This window comes from Scleromatobacter humisilvae (genome assembly GCF_023231945.1).
Taxonomy (GTDB): domain Bacteria; phylum Pseudomonadota; class Gammaproteobacteria; order Burkholderiales; family Burkholderiaceae_C; genus Scleromatobacter; species Scleromatobacter humisilvae.
The window spans coordinates 260,427-276,247 of the sequence record NZ_JAJLJH010000003.1 but is presented as its reverse complement, the minus strand read 5'-3'; the positions used below and the strand labels follow the sequence as shown (position 1 = coordinate 276,247).

General features: G+C 69.7%; 13 protein-coding genes. 5 read left to right on the top strand and 8 right to left on the bottom strand.

Annotated features, from left to right (window positions below; translation table 11 throughout):
* Window positions 1-53: 53 nt before the first annotated feature.
* Entirely contained in the window at window positions 54-2,249 is a 2,196-nt protein-coding gene (locus LPC04_RS14305; RefSeq protein WP_275682924.1) for a hybrid sensor histidine kinase/response regulator, read from the top strand.
* On the opposite strand, the gene LPC04_RS14300 is transcribed toward LPC04_RS14305, so the two are convergent.
* The 3 genes from LPC04_RS14300 to metE form a co-directional block, all read right to left on the bottom strand.
* Entirely contained in the window at window positions 2,246-2,785 is a 540-nt protein-coding gene (locus tag LPC04_RS14300) for a GNAT family N-acetyltransferase (protein WP_275682923.1), read from the bottom strand. The genes LPC04_RS14305 and LPC04_RS14300 overlap by 4 nt on opposite strands.
* Window positions 2,782-3,300, bottom strand: coding sequence for an SRPBCC family protein (locus tag LPC04_RS14295; protein ID WP_275682922.1), 519 nt, complete (start codon window positions 3,298-3,300; stop codon window positions 2,782-2,784). The genes LPC04_RS14300 and LPC04_RS14295 overlap by 4 nt, the downstream gene beginning before the upstream one ends.
* Before the next feature lie 139 nt (window positions 3,301-3,439).
* Window positions 3,440-5,728 carry a 5-methyltetrahydropteroyltriglutamate--homocysteine S-methyltransferase gene (gene metE / locus LPC04_RS14290; protein WP_275682921.1) on the bottom strand — a complete coding sequence of 763 codons (2,289 nt, stop codon included), beginning with the start codon at window positions 5,726-5,728 and terminating at the stop codon, window positions 3,440-3,442.
* 112 nt (window positions 5,729-5,840) lie between these two features.
* Between metE and LPC04_RS14285 the strand changes: the two genes are divergently transcribed.
* Entirely contained in the window at window positions 5,841-6,767 is a 927-nt protein-coding gene (locus LPC04_RS14285; protein WP_275682920.1) for a LysR family transcriptional regulator, read from the top strand.
* Window positions 6,764-7,390, top strand: coding sequence for a phosphohydrolase (locus LPC04_RS14280; RefSeq protein WP_275682919.1), 627 nt, complete (start codon window positions 6,764-6,766; stop codon window positions 7,388-7,390). The genes LPC04_RS14285 and LPC04_RS14280 overlap by 4 nt, the downstream gene beginning before the upstream one ends.
* Window positions 7,391-7,404: 14 nt before the next feature.
* On the opposite strand, the gene LPC04_RS14275 is transcribed toward LPC04_RS14280, so the two are convergent.
* Genes LPC04_RS14275 through prpC form a run of 4 tightly spaced genes read right to left on the bottom strand, consistent with a single transcriptional unit; the run spans window position 7,405 to window position 13,279 of the window.
* On the bottom strand, window positions 7,405-8,265 hold the full coding sequence (locus tag LPC04_RS14275; RefSeq protein WP_275682918.1) for an isocitrate lyase/PEP mutase family protein: 861 nt from the start codon (window positions 8,263-8,265) through the stop codon (window positions 7,405-7,407).
* Window positions 8,266-8,281: 16 nt separating this feature from the next.
* A complete protein-coding gene (gene prpF, locus LPC04_RS14270; protein ID WP_275682917.1) occupies window positions 8,282-9,478 on the bottom strand; it encodes a 2-methylaconitate cis-trans isomerase PrpF in 1,197 nt (398 codons plus the stop codon).
* Window positions 9,479-9,492: 14 nt separating this feature from the next.
* The gene (gene acnD / locus LPC04_RS14265) at window positions 9,493-12,090 is read right to left on the bottom strand and encodes a Fe/S-dependent 2-methylisocitrate dehydratase AcnD (RefSeq protein WP_275682916.1); all 2,598 of its coding nucleotides are present in this window, start codon (window positions 12,088-12,090) and stop codon (window positions 9,493-9,495) included.
* 31 nt (window positions 12,091-12,121) lie between these two features.
* Entirely contained in the window at window positions 12,122-13,279 is a 1,158-nt protein-coding gene (gene prpC, locus LPC04_RS14260; protein ID WP_275682915.1) for a bifunctional 2-methylcitrate synthase/citrate synthase, read from the bottom strand.
* 168 nt (window positions 13,280-13,447) lie between these two features.
* Between prpC and LPC04_RS14255 the strand changes: the two genes are divergently transcribed.
* Both LPC04_RS14255 and LPC04_RS14250 read left to right on the top strand, forming a co-directional pair.
* Window positions 13,448-14,902, top strand: a complete 1,455-nt coding sequence (locus LPC04_RS14255) for a short-chain fatty acyl-CoA regulator family protein (protein ID WP_275682914.1) — start codon at window positions 13,448-13,450, stop codon at window positions 14,900-14,902.
* 47 nt (window positions 14,903-14,949) lie between these two features.
* Window positions 14,950-15,369, top strand: a complete 420-nt coding sequence (locus LPC04_RS14250) for a VOC family protein (RefSeq protein ID WP_275682913.1) — start codon at window positions 14,950-14,952, stop codon at window positions 15,367-15,369.
* Between the two features lie 43 nt (window positions 15,370-15,412).
* On the opposite strand, the gene LPC04_RS14245 is transcribed toward LPC04_RS14250, so the two are convergent.
* A complete protein-coding gene (locus LPC04_RS14245; protein WP_275682912.1) occupies window positions 15,413-15,775 on the bottom strand; it encodes a translation initiation factor Sui1 in 363 nt (120 codons plus the stop codon).
* Between the last annotated feature and the right edge of the window lie 46 nt (window positions 15,776-15,821).

Here is a 15,821-nt window from a genome sequence, read left to right as displayed (position 1 = left end):
GCGACGTGCGGGCGCGTCGAGCCGGGATGGCCCGGGACGGTCACAATCGGCCGATGTCCGGCCCGCCACCCGCCCCCGCCCTGCCGACGCCGCACGCCCGGGCCCTGGTCGCGGCCACGGCGGCCGTCATCCTGCTGACGTGGGTCGCCCTCGCGTTCGCCGGCTGGCGCGGGCGCGAGGACGCGGTCGACGACTGGCGCTTCTTCCTGGCCAACCTGTCCGAGATGGCCGCGCAGCACGCGGACCAGACGCTTGCCGCCGCCGACGCCGTGCTCGAGCGCGTGGTCGACGACGTCAACAAGACCGCGCCGGTGGACGAGCCCGACCTCGTCCTCAAGGCCGGCACGCGCGAGATGTTCGAGCTGCTCAAGCGCCGCCAGGGCGACCTGCCGCAGATCGACGTGCTGTCCATCCTGGGTGCCGATGGCCGGCTGCTCAACTTCTCGCGCACGTTCCCGACGCCGCCGGTCAGCCTCAACGACCGCGACTACCTCCGGGCGCACCTGGCCGATGACTCGCTCAAGATGTTCCTGTCGGCGCCGGTCAGGAACCGCGGCACCGGGCGCTGGACGTTCTATCTCGCGCGCAAGCTGCGCAGCGTCGACGGTCACGCGATCGGCATCGCGCTGGTGGGCATCCAGTGCGAATACTTCCAGCGCTTCTACCAGTCCATCGATTCGGCGCGCGAAGGCGTGTCGGTGTCGCTGCTGCGCCGCGACGGCCTGCTGCTGGCGCGCCAGCCGCCCGTGGACGACTACATCGGCAAGAGCTTTGCCGGCGGCCCGATGTTCCAGCTGCTGTCGCAGGCGGGCGGCGTGGCGCCGCGCACCGCGCTGATCAAGGGGCCGCGCGTCGTCGACCCGGCCGACACGGGCACGCGCCTTGTCGCGCCGACGATCTCGCGCAGCTATCCGACCGTCGTCGACATCGTGGCCACGCAGGACCTGATCCTCGCCCACTGGCGCCGCACGATGGCGTGGATGGTCGTGGTCGCGCTCGCGTTCGACGGCGTGCTGGCGGCGCTCGCGTTCTGGATCTCGCGCCTGCTGCAGCGCCGGCGCGAGATCCTGCAGCAGCTCAAGTCCGCGCTCACCGCCGCCGATGCCGCGAACCAGGCCAAGACCTCGTTCCTCGCCAACATGAGCCACGAGATCCGCACGCCGATGAACGGCATCCTCGGCATGACCGAGCTGCTGCTGCAGACGCCGCTGGAGCCGCGCCAGCGCGAGCTGGCCGCGTCGGCCTACGCGTCCGGGCAGACCATGCTGCACGTGCTCAACGACGTGCTCGACGTCTCCAAGATCGAGGCCGGCAAGGTCCAGCTGGAGCTGGTGGACTTCGACTTCGTGCAATTGCTCGCCGACGAGCTCGCCCTCTTCCGCGCGACCGCCGCGGCCAACGGCATCGAGCTGTCCAGCGAGTTCGACCGCGGCTTGCCCGCGCGTGCCAACGGCGACCCGACGCGGCTGCGCCAGGTGCTCATCAACCTGCTGAACAACGCGATCAAGTTCACCGAGCGCGGTGGCCAGGTGCGGCTCGCGGCGTGGCGGGCGGGCGGCGACGCCGCGTCGCACCGGCTCGTGATCGAGGTGCGCGACGACGGCATCGGCATCAGCGAGGCCGCGCAGCGCCGCCTGTTCGAGCCGTTCACGCAGGCCGACGAGTCGACGACGCGGCGCTTCGGCGGCACCGGGCTCGGGCTGGCGATCAGCAAGGAGCTCGTCACGCTGATGGGCGGCGAACTCGGCGTGGAGAGCGCGCCCGGCGCCGGCTCGACCTTCCGCATCGAGCTGACGCTGGCCGCGGCGGCGGCTGCGCGCGACGCCGAGCCGCTCGCGGACGCGGTCGACGGCGAGGACCGCCGCCTCGCCGGCCTGCACCTGCTCGTCGCGGAGGACAACCCGGTCAACCTGCAGGTGGTCGTCGCGATGCTCGAGGGCATGGGCGCGCGCGTGTCCTGCGCCCCCGACGGCACGCAGGCCGTCGCGCAGTGCCGCAACGGCCACTTCGACGCGCTGCTGCTGGACATCCAGATGCCCGGCATGGACGGCTACGAGGCCGCGCGCCGCATCCGCGCCGAGGGCGCGCGCCGCCTGCCCGTCATCGCGGTGACCGCCAACGCGATGTCCACCGACCGCGACCTCGCGTTGGCCGCCGGCATGAACGACCACCTGCCCAAGCCGCTGACGCGCGATGCGCTGGCGGCGATGGTGTTGAAGTGGACGCGGCCGGAGCCGGCGGCGTCCTAGCCGGTCATTGCGGCGGCGCCATCGCGATGCCGCTCGAACAGCAGGCGGTCGAACCACTGCCCGCCCAGCTCGAAGCTGCGGCGCGAGTGGCCGAACTGCGTGAAGCCGTTGCGCTCGAGCACGCGGATCGAGCCCTGGTTCTGGGGCCGCGCGACGGCCTCGATGCGTCCGAGCCCGTGCGTGCCGAAGGCCTCGGCCAGGCACAGCGCCACCGCGCGCGACGCGATGCCGCGGCCGCCGTCATGCTCGCCGATGCGATAGCCCAGCTCGGCGCATTGGTAGTGCGTGCGTCGCACGGCGGTGAGATTGATGCGGCCGACGATGCGGCCGTCCTCGACGACCAGGTACTGGAACGCCTGGTCGTTGGCCCGTGCTGCCTCGGCCGCGGCGATCGCCGCAGCGACGCCCCGTTCGCTGTAGAAGCCCGGGTCGCGCGCGTTGACCCAGCGTTCGAAGTAGGCGCGGTGTTCCAGCTCGAATCGCAGCAGCGCCGCGGCGTCGGCGGCCACGACCGGGCGGATCGCGACGCCGCTCAAGTCGCCGATCCGAAGTGGCCGGCCTTGGCGTGCTCGACGAGCTGGTCGAGCGCCTTGCCCCAGCCCGCGTGGAAGCCCATCTGCTCGTGCGCCTGGCGCGACGGCACGTCGCCGTGGCGCACGAGGGCGGTGTACTTCGTGCCGCCGGCGACGTCCTCCAGCGCGATGATGGCCGACATCATGAACGGCACCGCCGCGAACAGCGCCTTGGCCTGCGGCCGGAAGCCCGGGCCCATCACGCCGGTCCACACGAGCAGTTCCTTGTCGACGACCTGCAGGAAGCAGCCGGTGTTCGTGAAGCCCGGGCCTTCGGGGCCCTGCATCGTCGTCTGGAAGATGCCGCCGGGCTGGAGGTCGATCTTGCAGTCGGTGGTCTTCCAGGGCAGCGGGCAGAACCACTTCACGAGATGCCCGGGCTCGGTCCAGGCGCGCCAGACGAGGGCGCGGGGGACGTCGACGACGCGTTCGAGCACGAGGTCGAGTTCGGGGTCGGCTTTCAGCGCGGCGTGCGGCATGGTTGGGTCCGGCGAGACGGCTTTGTCGAGTCAGGGTCGCAGTCTAGCTTCACGGCGGCGACGGGTGGCGCCTGCGGCACTTCTTTGCCGGCCGCGCAGCGCACGGCAACCGGCGCCGCACACCACGCACACGAAACGATCAGGCCGCGCGCAACGCCCTCGCCGCCGCCACCATGTTCGTCAACGCCGGAATCACCTCCTCCCAAGCCCGCGTCTTCAACCCGCAGTCCGGATTGACCCAAAGTCGCGAGGCAGGAATGCGCTCCGCCGCCTTGCGCATCAGCTGCTCGATGTGCGCCTGCGTCGGGATGTTGGGCGAATGGATGTCGTAGACCCCCGGCCCGATCTCGTTCGGGTACTTGAAGTGGTCGAACGCGTCGAGCAGCTCCATGTCCGAGCGCGAGGTCTCGATCGTGATGACGTCGGCGTCCATCCCGGCGATGGACTCGATGATGTCGTTGAACTCCGAATAGCACATGTGCGTGTGGATCTGCGTCTCGTCGCGCACGCCGTTGGCCGTGATGCGGAACGACTCGACGGCCCAGTCGAGGTAGGTCTTCCACTGCGACTTGCGCAGCGGCAGGCCTTCGCGCAGCGCGGCCTCGTCGATCTGGATCACGCGCACGCCCGCGCGCTCGAGGTCCAGCACCTCCTCGCGGATCGCCAGCGCCAGCTGGAAGCATGATCGCGAGCGCGGCTGGTCGTCGCGCACGAAGGACCAGTTCAGGATCGTCACCGGGCCGGTGAGCATGCCCTTCATCGGCTTGGCGGTCAGCGACTGCGCGTAGCGGATCCACTCGACCGTCATCGCCTTCGGGCGCGAGATGTCGCCGAACAGGATCGGCGGCTTGACGCAGCGCGAGCCGTAGGACTGCACCCAGCCGAACTCGCTGAACGCGTAGCCATCGAGCTGCTCGCCGAAGTATTCGACCATGTCGTTGCGCTCGGCCTCGCCGTGCACCAGCACGTCCAGGCCCAGCGCCTCCTGCTCCTTGACGCTGCGCGCGATCTCGCGCTGCATCGCCAGCTTGTAGCCGGCCTGGTCGAGGCGCCCAGCCCTGAACTCGCTGCGCGCGTGGCGGATCTCGGCGGTCTGCGGGAACGAGCCGATGGTCGTCGTCGGATACGCCGGCAGCTTCAGCAGCGCGGCCTGCGTGGCCGCGCGCTGCTCGTAGACGCTGTGGCGGCGTCCGAGGTCCAGCGTCAGCCCGGCGACGGCGGCCTGCACCGCCGGGTCGTGCACGCGCGGCGACACGCGCCGCGAATCCACCGCAGCCTGGTTCGCGGCCAGCGCGTCGCGCGCCCAGTCGCGGCCCATGTTCAGCGCCGTCGCCAGCACCTCGAGTTCATGCAGCTTCTGGAGCGCGAAGGCGAGCCAGGACTTCAGCTCGGCGTCCAGCTTCTTCTCGCTGCCCAGGTCGACGGGCACGTGCAGCAGCGAGCACGACGGCGCGATCCACAGGCGGTCGCCGAGGCGGTCGCGCAGCGGCTCGAGCCAGTCGAGCAGCCGATTCAGGTCGGTCTTCCAGATGTTGCGGCCGTTGATCACGCCCAGCGACAGCACCTTGTGCGTCGGCAGCATGTTGAGCAGCGGGACGACGTCCTCGCGGCCGTTGACGGCGTCGACGTGCAGGCCCGCGACCGGCAGGTTGGCCGCCAGGTACATGTTCTCCTGCAGCGGGCCGAAGTAGGTCGCCACCAGCAGCTTGACGCCGCAGCTCTTGAGCTGGTGGTAGGCCGCGTTGAAGGCGTGCTGCCAGTCGGCGTCGAGCTCGGTGACGAGCAGCGGCTCGTCGACCTGCACCCATTCGACGCCTTGCGCCCCGAGTTCGGCAAGCAGCTGCGCGTAGACGGGCAGCAGGCGCGGCAGCAGCGCGAGCCTGTCGGACTCGTCCTTGGCCTTGCCGAGCGCGAGGTAGGTGACCGGGCCGACGATGACGGGCTTGGCCTTGACGCCCTGCGCCTTCGCCTCGGCGAGCTGTTCCAGCAGGCGCGAAGAGTCCAACTGGAACTCGGTGCCCGCACTGAACTCGGGCACGATGTAGTGGTAGTTGGTGTCGAACCACTTGGTCATCTCGCCGGCGGCCACACCGCCGCCGCAGCATCCGGCGTGGTCGACGCCGTGCGCCGAGCGGCCGCGCGCGACGCGGAAATAGTTGTCGAGGGAGTCGCCGTGGAAGCCGCGCACGCGCCCGGGCAGGTTGCCGAGCGTGAAGCTCATGTCCAGCATCTGGTCGTAGAACGCGAAGTCGCCGACGGGCACCCAGTCGAGGTTGGCCTGGTTGATCCAGTGGCGCTGGCGCAGCTGCGCGCCGAGCGACTTCAGCTCGCTGAGCGACGACTGGCCCTTCCAGTAGGACTCGAGGCCGAACTTCAGTTCGCGCTTCGCGCCGATGCGGGGAAAGCCCAGGTTGTGCGTGGTGACCATGAGGATTGTTCGTTCGAAGTGAGGCGGAAGACCGCCATCGTAGGGACGGACATGCATGACGTAAAATGGTCATTTCTCAGGGATCGATCGATTCCGCTCATGGATCTCCATCATGCTTGAACGCATCCACCTGGCCATCGTCCAGCAGGTCGACAAGCTCGGCTCGCTGACCGCCGCGGCCGAGGCGCTGCACCTGACGCAGTCGGCGCTGAGCCATTCGGTCAAGAAGCTGGAGCAGCAGCTGGGCACCGACATCTGGCTGCGCGAGGGCCGCAGCCTGCGCCTGACGCAGGCCGGCGAGTACCTGCTGCAGGTCGCCAACCGCGTGCTGCCCCAACTCGAACTGGCCGAGACGCGCATCGGCCAGTACGCCGAGGGCGAGCGCGGCAGCCTGCGCATCGGCATGGAGTGCCACCCGTGCTACCAGTGGCTGCTGAAGATCGTCTCGCCCTACCTCGCGCGCTGGCCGGACGTCGACGTCGACGTCAAGCAGAAGTTCCAGTTCGGCGGCATCGGCGCGCTGTTCGGCTACGAGATCGACCTGCTCGTCACGCCCGATCCGCTGTACAAGCCGGGGCTGCGCTTCACGCCGGTGTTCGACTACGAGCAGGTGCTCGTCGTGAGCCGCGGCCATGTGTTGGCGAACGTGGCGTACGTCAAGCCCGAGCAGCTGACGAAGGAGGTTCTGATCACCTACCCCGTCGCGATCGACCGGCTCGACATCTACACGCAGTTCCTGATGCCCGCGGGCATCACGCCGCGGCGCCAGAAGTCCATCGAGACGACGGACATCATGCTGCAGATGGTCGCGAGCGAACGCGGCGTCGCGGCGCTGCCGCGCTGGCTGGCCGAGGAATACGCCGCCAGGATGCCCGTGGTGCCGCTGCGCCTGGGGCGCACCGGCATCGCCAAGCAGATCTTCCTCGGCTGCCGCGAGGCCGACGTCGACATCGACTACCTGAAGGCCTTCGTGGGCATCGCGCGCGAGCCCGTGCCCGCGCGCGCGTCACGCGCGCGGCGCAAGGAGGCCGCGCGATGAGCACCGACCGCGCCCCGCGTGCCTGGATCCGCCTGCCCTCGGGCGCCGCGCTCGACCTGATCAACCCGTCGCCGCAGGCGTGGACGGACGAGGACCTGGCCAAGCGCCTGGCGCGCACGTTCCGCTGGGGCGGCGAGTCGACCTGGGATTGGCCGCTGTCGGTCGCGCAGCATTCGTTGATGGTGCTGGCGCTGCGCCGGCAATGGGCCGACGTGCCCCTGACGGCCGGCGAGCAACTGGCCGAACTGCTGCACGACGCCGAAGAGGGCTTCCTCGGCTTCGACTGCATCTCGCCACTCAAACGCGTGTTGGGGCAGCCGTTCAGCGACGTGGCAAATCGCCTGATGCACGCGGTCTCGCTGCGCTACGCCCTGCCCGATTGGACGCCGGAGACGCACCGCATCCACAAGCGCGCGGACAGCATCGCCGCGGCCTCGGAGGCGGTGCATTGCACGGGCTGGTCGCGCGAGGAAGTGCGCGACGTGCTGGAGATCGAGTTCCCGGTGCTGGACGTCGACCCGCTGCAATCAATCCATGGCGGCGCGGCGTGGGCGCCGTGGCCGTCGGATGTGGCGGCGGCGAGGTTCCTCGACGAACTGGATCGTCTGACGAGGGAGCGCTGACCCCGCCGGTTCGCTCAGGTGTACTTCTTCTCCAGCGCATCCCAAGCCGGCTTGCCCACCAGCCGCTGCCGTTCCGCGAACGGCGCGACGAGGTTCGGATCCTCGTCGACGCGCCTGGTGTCGCGCAGCACGGTCAACGCCTTCTGCATGCCGGCCAGCGCGCCCTGCAGCGCCGCGTTGGCATACAGCACGATGCCGTAGCCCAGCGTGCCGAGCTCCTCGGCGCCGAAGATCGGCGTCTTGCCGCCGATGACCATGTTCATCAGCTGCGGCGGGCCCAGGCGCTGCGGCAGCGCGCGGATCTCCTCGGCCTTGGTCACGGCCTCGACGAACAGGATGTCGGCGCCCGCTTCCGCGAAACGCTGCGCGCGTTCGACGGCGGCCTCGAAGCCGTGCGTGGCGGCGGCGTCGGTGCGGGCCATGATCAGGAAGTCGGGGTCGGTGCGCGCGTCGACGGCGGCCTTGATCTTGCTGACCGCCTCCTCGGTGGAGATCACTTCCTTGCCCGAGAAGTGGCCGCAGCGCTTGGGCGCGACCTGGTCTTCGAGCTGGATGCAGTCGGCGCCGGCGCGCTCGAGGATGCGCACCGAGTGGTAGGTGTTGAGCGCGTTGCCGAAGCCAGTGTCCATGTCGACCAGCAGCGGCAGGCCGACCGCGTCGCGGATGCGGCTCGTGGCCTCGGCGATCTCGGCCAGGCCCATGAAGCCCTGATCGGGCAGGCCGAGGTTCATGTTGGTGACGCCGGCGCCGGTGACGTAGATCGCCTCGAAGCCGAGGTCTTCGATCACGCGCGCGGACAGCGCGTTGAAGGCGCCCGGCACGATCGCGCCGCGGCGCGCGTTGACGAGGGCTTTGAGGGTCTTGCGAGTGGACATCGAGGGATCCTGAAACTTAGAAACTGTCGCCCGGGATGCGGACGTTGCCTTCCATGAGCACGCGCGCGCTGCGGCTCATCAAGGCCTTGGCGACCTTCCATTGGCCGTCGACCTGCACGGCCTCCGCGCCGACGCGCAAGGTGCCCGACGGATGGCCGAAGCGCACCGCGGTGCGGTCCGAGCCGCCGCCGGCCGCGAGGTTGACCAGCGTGCCGGGGATCGCCGCCGCCGTGCCGATCGCGACCGCCGCCGTGCCCATCATCGCGTGGTGCAGCTTGCCCATGGACATTGCGCGCACCAGCAGGTCGATGTCCTTCGCGGCCACCTTCTTGCCGCTGGACGCGACGTAGTCGGCCGGCTTCGCGACGAACGCGATCTTGGGCGTGTGCGCGCGCGTGCGCGCCTCGACGAGTTGCTGGATCAGGCCCATGCGCAGCGCGCCGTGCGCACGCAGCGTCTCGAACATCGCGAGCGCCCTGGCGTCCTCGTTGATCGCGCCTTGCAGCTCGGTGCCGGTGTAGCCGATGGCCTCGGCATTGACGAAGATCGTCGGGATGCCGGCGTTGATCATCGTGGCCTGCAGCTTGCCGATGCCCGGCACGTCGAGCTCGTCGACGACGTTGCCGGTCGGGAACATCGCGCCGCCCGCGCCGTCGCCCTCGTCGGCCGCGGGGTCGAGGAATTCCAGCGGCACCTCGGCGGCCGGGAAGGTCACGCCGTCCAGCTCGAAGTCGCCGGTCTCCTGCACTTCGCCGTGCGCCATCGTCACGTGCGCGATGATGGTCTTGGAGATGTTGGCCTGCCAGATCCGCACGACGACTTCGCCGTCCTGCGGGATGCGCGCCGCATCGATGAGGCCGCTCGAGATCGCGAACGGCCCGACGGCCGCGGACAGGTTGCCGCAGTTGCCGCTCCAGTCGACGAAGGCCTGGTCGATGGCGACCTGGCCGAACAGGTAGTCGACGTCGTGGTCGGGCCGCGTGCTGCGCGACACGATCACCGTCTTGCTGGTCGACGACGTCGCGCCACCCATGCCGTCGATCTGCTTGGCGTACGGATCGGGGCTGCCGATCACGCGCATCAGCAGCTTGTCGCGCGCGGGGCCGGGCTGCTGCGCGGACAGCGGCAGGTCCTCCAGGCGGAAGAACACGCCCTTGCTGGTGCCGCCGCGCATGTAGGTCGCGGGGATCTTGATCTGCGGAACGTGGGACATCTGTTGGGTGTTCCTTAGACTGCTTCGGCGGCAGAGGCGAGGAAGTCCTGCGCGAAGCGCTGCAGCACGCCGCCGGCTTCGTAGATCGACACTTCCTCGGCGGTGTCGAGGCGGCAGGTGACCGGCACCTCGAGCTTCTCGCCGCTCCTGCGATGGATGACCAGCGTGAGCGTCGCGCGCGGGCTGCGCTCGCCGACGACGTCGAACACCTCGGTGCCGTCGATGCCCAGCGTCAGGCGGTTGACGCCCGGCTTGAACTCCAGCGGCAGCACGCCCATGCCGACGAGGTTGGTGCGGTGGATGCGCTCGAAGCCCTCGGCCACGATCGCCTCGACGCCCGCGAGGCGCACGCCCTTGGCCGCCCAGTCGCGCGACGAGCCCTGGCCGTAGTCGGCGCCGGCGACGATGATCAGCGGCTGCTTGCGCTGCATGTAGGTCTCGATGCCTTCCCACATGCGCACGACCTGGCCCTCGGGCTCCAGGCGCGTCAGCGAGCCCTTCTTCACCTTGCCGTCGACGACGGCCATCTCGTTGACCAGCTGCGGGTTTGCGAAGGTGGCGCGCTGCGCGGTCAGGTGATCGCCGCGGTGCGTGGCGTAGGAGTTGAAGTCCTCCTCCGGCAGGCCCATCTTCGTGAGGTACTGGCCTGCGGCGCTGTCGGCCAGGATCGCGTTGGACGGCGACAGGTGGTCGGTGGTGATGTTGTCCGGCAGCACCGCCAGCGGGCGCAGGCCGCGCAGCGTGCGCTCGCCGGCCAGCGCGCCTTCCCAGTACGGCGGGCGGCGGATGTAGGTCGATTGCGGGCGCCAGTCGTACAGCGGGCTGATCTGTTCGCCGGAGTCGACCTGCAGCTTGAACATCGGGTCGTAGACCTGGCGGAAGTGCGAGGGCTTGACGCTGCTCGCGACGATGGCGTCGATCTCCTCGTCGGTCGGCCAGATGTCCTTCAGCGTGACGGGCTGGCCGTTCGCATCGGTGCCGAGCACGTCCTTCTCGATGTCGAAGCGCACGGTGCCCGCGATCGCGTACGCGATGACCAGCGGCGGCGACGCGAGGAAGGCCTGCTTGGCGTACGGGTGGATGCGGCCGTCGAAGTTGCGGTTGCCCGAGAGCACCGCGGTCGCGTAGAGGTCGCGGTCGATGATCTCCTGCTGGATCTTCGGGTCGAGCGCGCCCGACATGCCGTTGCAGGTCGTGCACGCGAAGGCGACGATGCCGAAGCCCAGCTTCTCCAGCTCGGCCAGCAGGCCGGCCTCCTCGAGATACAGCTGCACCGCCTTCGAGCCCGGCGCCAGCGACGACTTGACCCACGGCTTGCGCACGAGTCCGCGCGCGTTCGCGTTGCGCGCGAGCAGGCCCGCGGCGATCACGTTGCGCGGGTTGCTGGTGTTGGTGCAGCTCGTGATGGCCGCGATGATGACGGCGCCGTCGGGCATCTGCCCGGGCGTCTCCGTCCATGGGCCGGCGATTCCGCGCGCCGCGAGGTCGGACGTCGGCAGCCGCTTGTGCGGGTTGGACGGGCCGGCCATGTTGCGCACCACCGTCGACAGGTCGAAGCGCAGCGTGCGTTCGTACGCCGCGGTCTTGAGCGCATCGGCCCACAGGCCGGCCTGCTTGGCGTAGATCTCGACCAGCTTGACCTGCTCGGCATCGCGGCCGGTCAGGCGCAGGTAGTCCAGCGTCTGGTCGTCGATGAAGAACATCGCGGCCGTGGCGCCGAACTCGGGCGTCATGTTGGAGATGGTGGCGCGGTCGCCGAGTGTCAGCGCCGCGGCGCCCTCGCCGAAGAACTCGAGGTACGCGCCGACGACCTTCTCCTTGCGCAGGAACTCGGTGATCGCCAGCACGATGTCGGTGGCCGTGATGCCCGGCTGCGGCTTGCCGGTCAGCTCGCAGCCGACGATGTCGGGCAACCGCATCCACGATGCGCGACCCAGCATCACGTTCTCGGCTTCGAGGCCGCCGACCCCGATCGCGATGACGCCCAGCGCGTCGACGTGCGGCGTGTGCGAGTCGGTACCCACCAAGGTATCCGGGAACGCGACGCCGTCCTTCGCGTGCACGACCGGCGACATCCGCTCGAGGTTGATCTGGTGCATGATCCCGTTGCCCGGCGGGATCACCTCGACGTTCTTGAACGCCTTCTTGGTCCACTCGATGAAGTGGAAGCGATCCTCGTTGCGGCGGTCCTCGATCGCGCGGTTCTTCTCGAACGCATCGGGATCGAAGCCGGCGAACTCCACCGCCAGCGAGTGGTCGACGATCAGCTGCGTCTGCACCACCGGGTTGACCTTGGCGGGATCGCCGCCCATGTCGGCGATGGCGTCGCGCAGGCCGGCGAGGTCGACCAGCGCGGTCTGGCCGAGGATGTCGTGGCAGACGACGCGCGCCGGGAACCACGGGAAGTCGAGGTCGCGGCGGCGTTCGATCAGCTGCGTCAGCGACACGGCGAGCATGTCCGGGGCGCAGCGGCGCACCAGGTTCTCGGCGTGCACGCGGGAGGTGTAGGGCAGCTTGTCCCACGCGCCGGCTTGCAGCGCGTCGACGGCCTCGCGGGCGTCGAAATAATCCAGCGCGGTGCCGGGCAGGTTCTTGCGGTAGTCGGTGTTCATGCGGCCTCTTCGCGCTGGCGGGTCAGGACGTTTACTTGCGGTCCTTGAGGGCGACGAACGGCTGGTCCTCGGGGCCGGTGTAGTTCGCGCTCGGGCGGATGATCTTGTTGTCGATGCGTTGCTCGATGATGTGCGCCGCCCAGCCGCTGGTGCGCGAGATCACGAACAGCGGCGTGAACATCGCGGTGGGCACGCCCATCATGTGGTAGCTGACGGCGCTGAACCAGTCGAGGTTGGGGAACATCTTCTTGGCGTCCGCCATCACGGTCTCGAGGCGCTCGGCGATGTCGAACATCTTGGTGGAACCGGCGTCCTTCGACAGCGATTTGGCCACACCCTTGATCACCACGTTGCGCGGATCGCTGACCGTGTAGACCGGGTGGCCGAAGCCGATGACGACCTCCTTGGCCTCGACGCGGCGGCGGATGTCGGCCTCGGCCTCGTCCGGGTTGTCGTAGCGCTTCTGGATCTCGAACGCGACTTCGTTCGCGCCGCCGTGCTTGGGGCCGCGCAGCGCGCCGATGCCGCCGGTGATGGCCGAGTAGACGTCGCTGCCCGTGCCGGCCACGACGCGGCAGGCGAAGGTCGACGCGTTGAACTCGTGCTCGGCGTACAGGTTGAGCGAGGTGTGCATCGCGCGTTCCCACGCGGCGCTGGGCTTCCTGCCGTGCAGCAGGTGCAGGAAATGCGCGCCGATCGAGTCGTCGTCGGTCTCGACGTCGATGCGCTTGCCGTTCTGGCTGTAGTGGAACCAGTAGAGCAGCATCGAGCCGAGCGACGCCATCAGGCGGTCGGCGATGTCGCGCGCGCCGGGCGTGTTGTGGTCGTCCTTCTCGGGCAGCACGCAGCCGAGCACCGAGACGCCGGTGCGCATCACGTCCATCGGATGCGCGGAGGCCGGCAGCTGCTCCAGCGCGGCCTTGACGGCGGCGGGCAGGCCGCGCAGCGACTTCAGCTTGTCCTTGTAGCCGCGCAGCTCGGCCGCGTTGGGCAGCTTGCCGTGCACCAGCAGGTGGGCGACCTCCTCGAACTCGGTCTGCTCGGCCAGCTCGAGGATGTCGTAGCCGCGGTAATGCAGGTCGTTGCCGCTGCGGCCCACCGTGCACAGCGCCGTGTTGCCGGCGGTCACGCCGGAGAGGGCGACGGATTTCTTGGGCTTGAAGGTCGGGGCGGTCTGGGTGTCGGCCATGAATCTCTTTCGGGAAGCAGTTCGAGGGGGCGCGAGCGATTGTCTCGGGGATCGCGGCGCGAGGGTGCGGCCATGATATTTGCAATCTTCGCAGTCAGGTATTGCTTTGCCGCAGCAATGATTGCGAACATGATGTCGAAAGTTGCAACGTTTGCGAAGCCGGCCGCCATGCGCAAGACCTTTCTGGGCATCAAGCTCAAGACCCTGCGCGAGCAGCGCGGCCTGACGCAGGCGGCGCTGGCGCAGCTGCTGGGCTTGTCGCCCAGCTACCTCAACCAGCTCGAGAACAACCAGCGGCCGCTCAGCGTGCCGGTGCTGCTGCGGCTGCAGTCGTCGCTGGGCGTCGACCTGCAGCTGTTCTCGGAGGACGACGAGGCGCGGCTGACAGCGCAGCTGCAAGACGTCGTCGCGCAGGCGCCCGACGGCGGCGCCGTCTCGCTCGCGGAGCTGCGCGCGATGGCCCAACAGATGCCGGCGCTGGCGCAGGTGCTGATCCGGCTGCACCGCCGCGGCCGCGACGCGCAGGATCGCCTCGACACGCTCGCCGCCAGCCTGGGCGAACGCGCCGGCGAACTTGCGCAGGCCGCGCGCCAGCCGCACGAGGAGGTGCGCCACTTCTTCTACGAGCGGCAGAACCACATCACGGCGCTCGACGAGCGTGCCGAGGCGCTGGCCACCGCCGTGATGGCGCTGAAGCTGCGCCCGCCCGCGGCGGCGGTCGCGTCCTCGGACGACCCGCGCGCACTCGCGACGCGCCTCGAGGCGTGGCTGCTCGACAAGCACGGCGTGCGCACCACCGACCTCGCCGCCGACTCCGGCATGCTGCGGCGCTTCGATGCATCGCAGAAGCGCGTGGCCATCAATGACGCCGTCGAGCCGGCGCAGCGCGCGTTCCAGCTGGCCACGCAGCTCGCGTACCTTGAGGCGGCCGCCACCATCGACGAGCTCGTCGCGCAGGGCGACTTCAGTGGCCCCGAGCCGCGCTCGCTCGCACGCATCGGCCTGGCGAGCTACTTCGCCGGCGCGCTGGTGCTGCCCTACGGCCGCTTCCTGGCCGCGGCCGAGAGCCTGCGCTACGACATCGAGCTGCTCGCGCAGCGCTTCGGCGTCAGCTTCGAGACGGTGTGCCATCGCCTGTCGACGCTGCAGCGCCCCGACGCCCGCGGCGTCCCGTTCTTCTTCGTGCGCGTCGACCGCGCGGGCAACATCTCCAAGCGCCAGTCGGCCACCGACTTCCACTTCTCGCACTCGGGGGGCACCTGTCCGCTGTGGAACGTCTACGAGGCCTTCGCGCAGCCGCACAAGGTGCTGACGCAGGTCGCGCGCATGCCCGACGGCCGCACCTACCTGTGGATCGCGCGCTGCATCGCGCGCACGACCGGCGGCTACGGCTCGCCGGAGCGCACTTTCGCGATCGGGCTGGGCTGCGACGTGCGGCACGCGTCGCGGCTGGTCTACGCCAAGGGGCTCGCGCTGTCCGACCCGGAGGCCGCGACACCGATCGGCGCGGGCTGCAAGGTCTGCGACCGCGAGGGCTGTCCGCAGCGCGCGTTCCCGGCACTCGGCAAGCGGCTGCGCATCGACGAGAACGAGCGCTCGCGCGAGCCGTACGCCGCGAACTGAGCGGCGCGCTTGGCATACTTCGACATCGCAGCAACGAGGATCCCGCCGTGGCCCTCCCCTTTTCCGCCGGCGCCGTCGTCTACGCCAAGGACATCCACCGCCTCGCCCGCTTCTACGCCGCCGTCGCCGACCTCGAGGTGATGCACGAGGTCGACGACCACATCGTGCTCGAGTCCGAGAGCGTCGAGATCGTCATCGTCGCGATCCCCGCGGACGTCGCGTCGCGCATCGTCATCAAGACGCCGCCCGACAAGCGCGAGGCCACCGCGTTCAAGCTCGTCTTCGCCGTGCCCAGCCTCGCGCAGGCACGCGAGGCCGCGAAGGCCAACGAGGGCGAGATCTACCCGAGCGGCAAGGAGTGGAGCTTCCAGGGGCTGCGCACCTGCGACGGCGTCGACCCGGAGGGCAACGTGATCCAGTTGCGCGAGCTGCCGGTCGATGCGGGGCTCGGGGACGTGGAGGACTGAGCGTCGCGCGCGCACGCGTCACGCGCGCCCGCGCGAGAGGCCGTCAGCCGCCCGCCTTCTTGACGTTCCTGAAGCCCAGCGTCTGCAGCAGCGCCATCACGCGATCGCGGTGGTCACCCTGCAGCTCGACGACGCCCTCCTTGGCCGTGCCGCCCACGCCGCACGCGGCCTTGAGCTTCTTGCCGAGCACGGTCAGCTCCGGGTCGGCCAGGCCCAGTCCGCGCACCACCGTCACGCCCTTGCCGCCGCGGCCCTTGGTCTCGAAGAAGACGCGCACGACGCCGTCGGTGGGCGGCGCGACGGCCTTCCTGCAGGCGCATTGCGCGATCGGCTGGCGGCAGTCGGGACACATGCGGCCGGCGTCGGTCGAATAGACGAGGCCGCCGTTCGGGTTCACGGATTTCATGCGCGTATTGGAACCGATCCGGCGCGCGGCCCGGCCGTGGCCAGAT

Bases quoted from the DNA above. Each gene is read 5' to 3' on its own strand.
- LPC04_RS14245 (WP_275682912.1), bottom strand. From the start codon at position 15,775: ATGAAATCCGTGAACCCGAACGGCGGCCTCGTCTATTCGACCGACGCC.
- LPC04_RS14280 (WP_275682919.1), top strand. From the start codon at position 6,764: ATGAGCACCGACCGCGCCCCGCGTGCCTGGATCCGCCTGCCCTCGGGC.
- LPC04_RS14285 (WP_275682920.1), top strand. From the start codon at position 5,841: ATGCTTGAACGCATCCACCTGGCCATCGTCCAGCAGGTCGACAAGCTC.
- acnD (WP_275682916.1), bottom strand. From the start codon at position 12,090: ATGAACACCGACTACCGCAAGAACCTGCCCGGCACCGCGCTGGATTAT.
- LPC04_RS14255 (WP_275682914.1), top strand. From the start codon at position 13,448: ATGCGCAAGACCTTTCTGGGCATCAAGCTCAAGACCCTGCGCGAGCAG.
- prpC (WP_275682915.1), bottom strand. From the start codon at position 13,279: ATGGCCGACACCCAGACCGCCCCGACCTTCAAGCCCAAGAAATCCGTC.
- LPC04_RS14305 (WP_275682924.1), top strand. From the start codon at position 54: ATGTCCGGCCCGCCACCCGCCCCCGCCCTGCCGACGCCGCACGCCCGG.
- metE (WP_275682921.1), bottom strand. From the start codon at position 5,728: ATGGTCACCACGCACAACCTGGGCTTTCCCCGCATCGGCGCGAAGCGC.
- LPC04_RS14295 (WP_275682922.1), bottom strand. From the start codon at position 3,300: ATGCCGCACGCCGCGCTGAAAGCCGACCCCGAACTCGACCTCGTGCTC.
- prpF (WP_275682917.1), bottom strand. From the start codon at position 9,478: ATGTCCCACGTTCCGCAGATCAAGATCCCCGCGACCTACATGCGCGGC.
- LPC04_RS14275 (WP_275682918.1), bottom strand. From the start codon at position 8,265: ATGTCCACTCGCAAGACCCTCAAAGCCCTCGTCAACGCGCGCCGCGGC.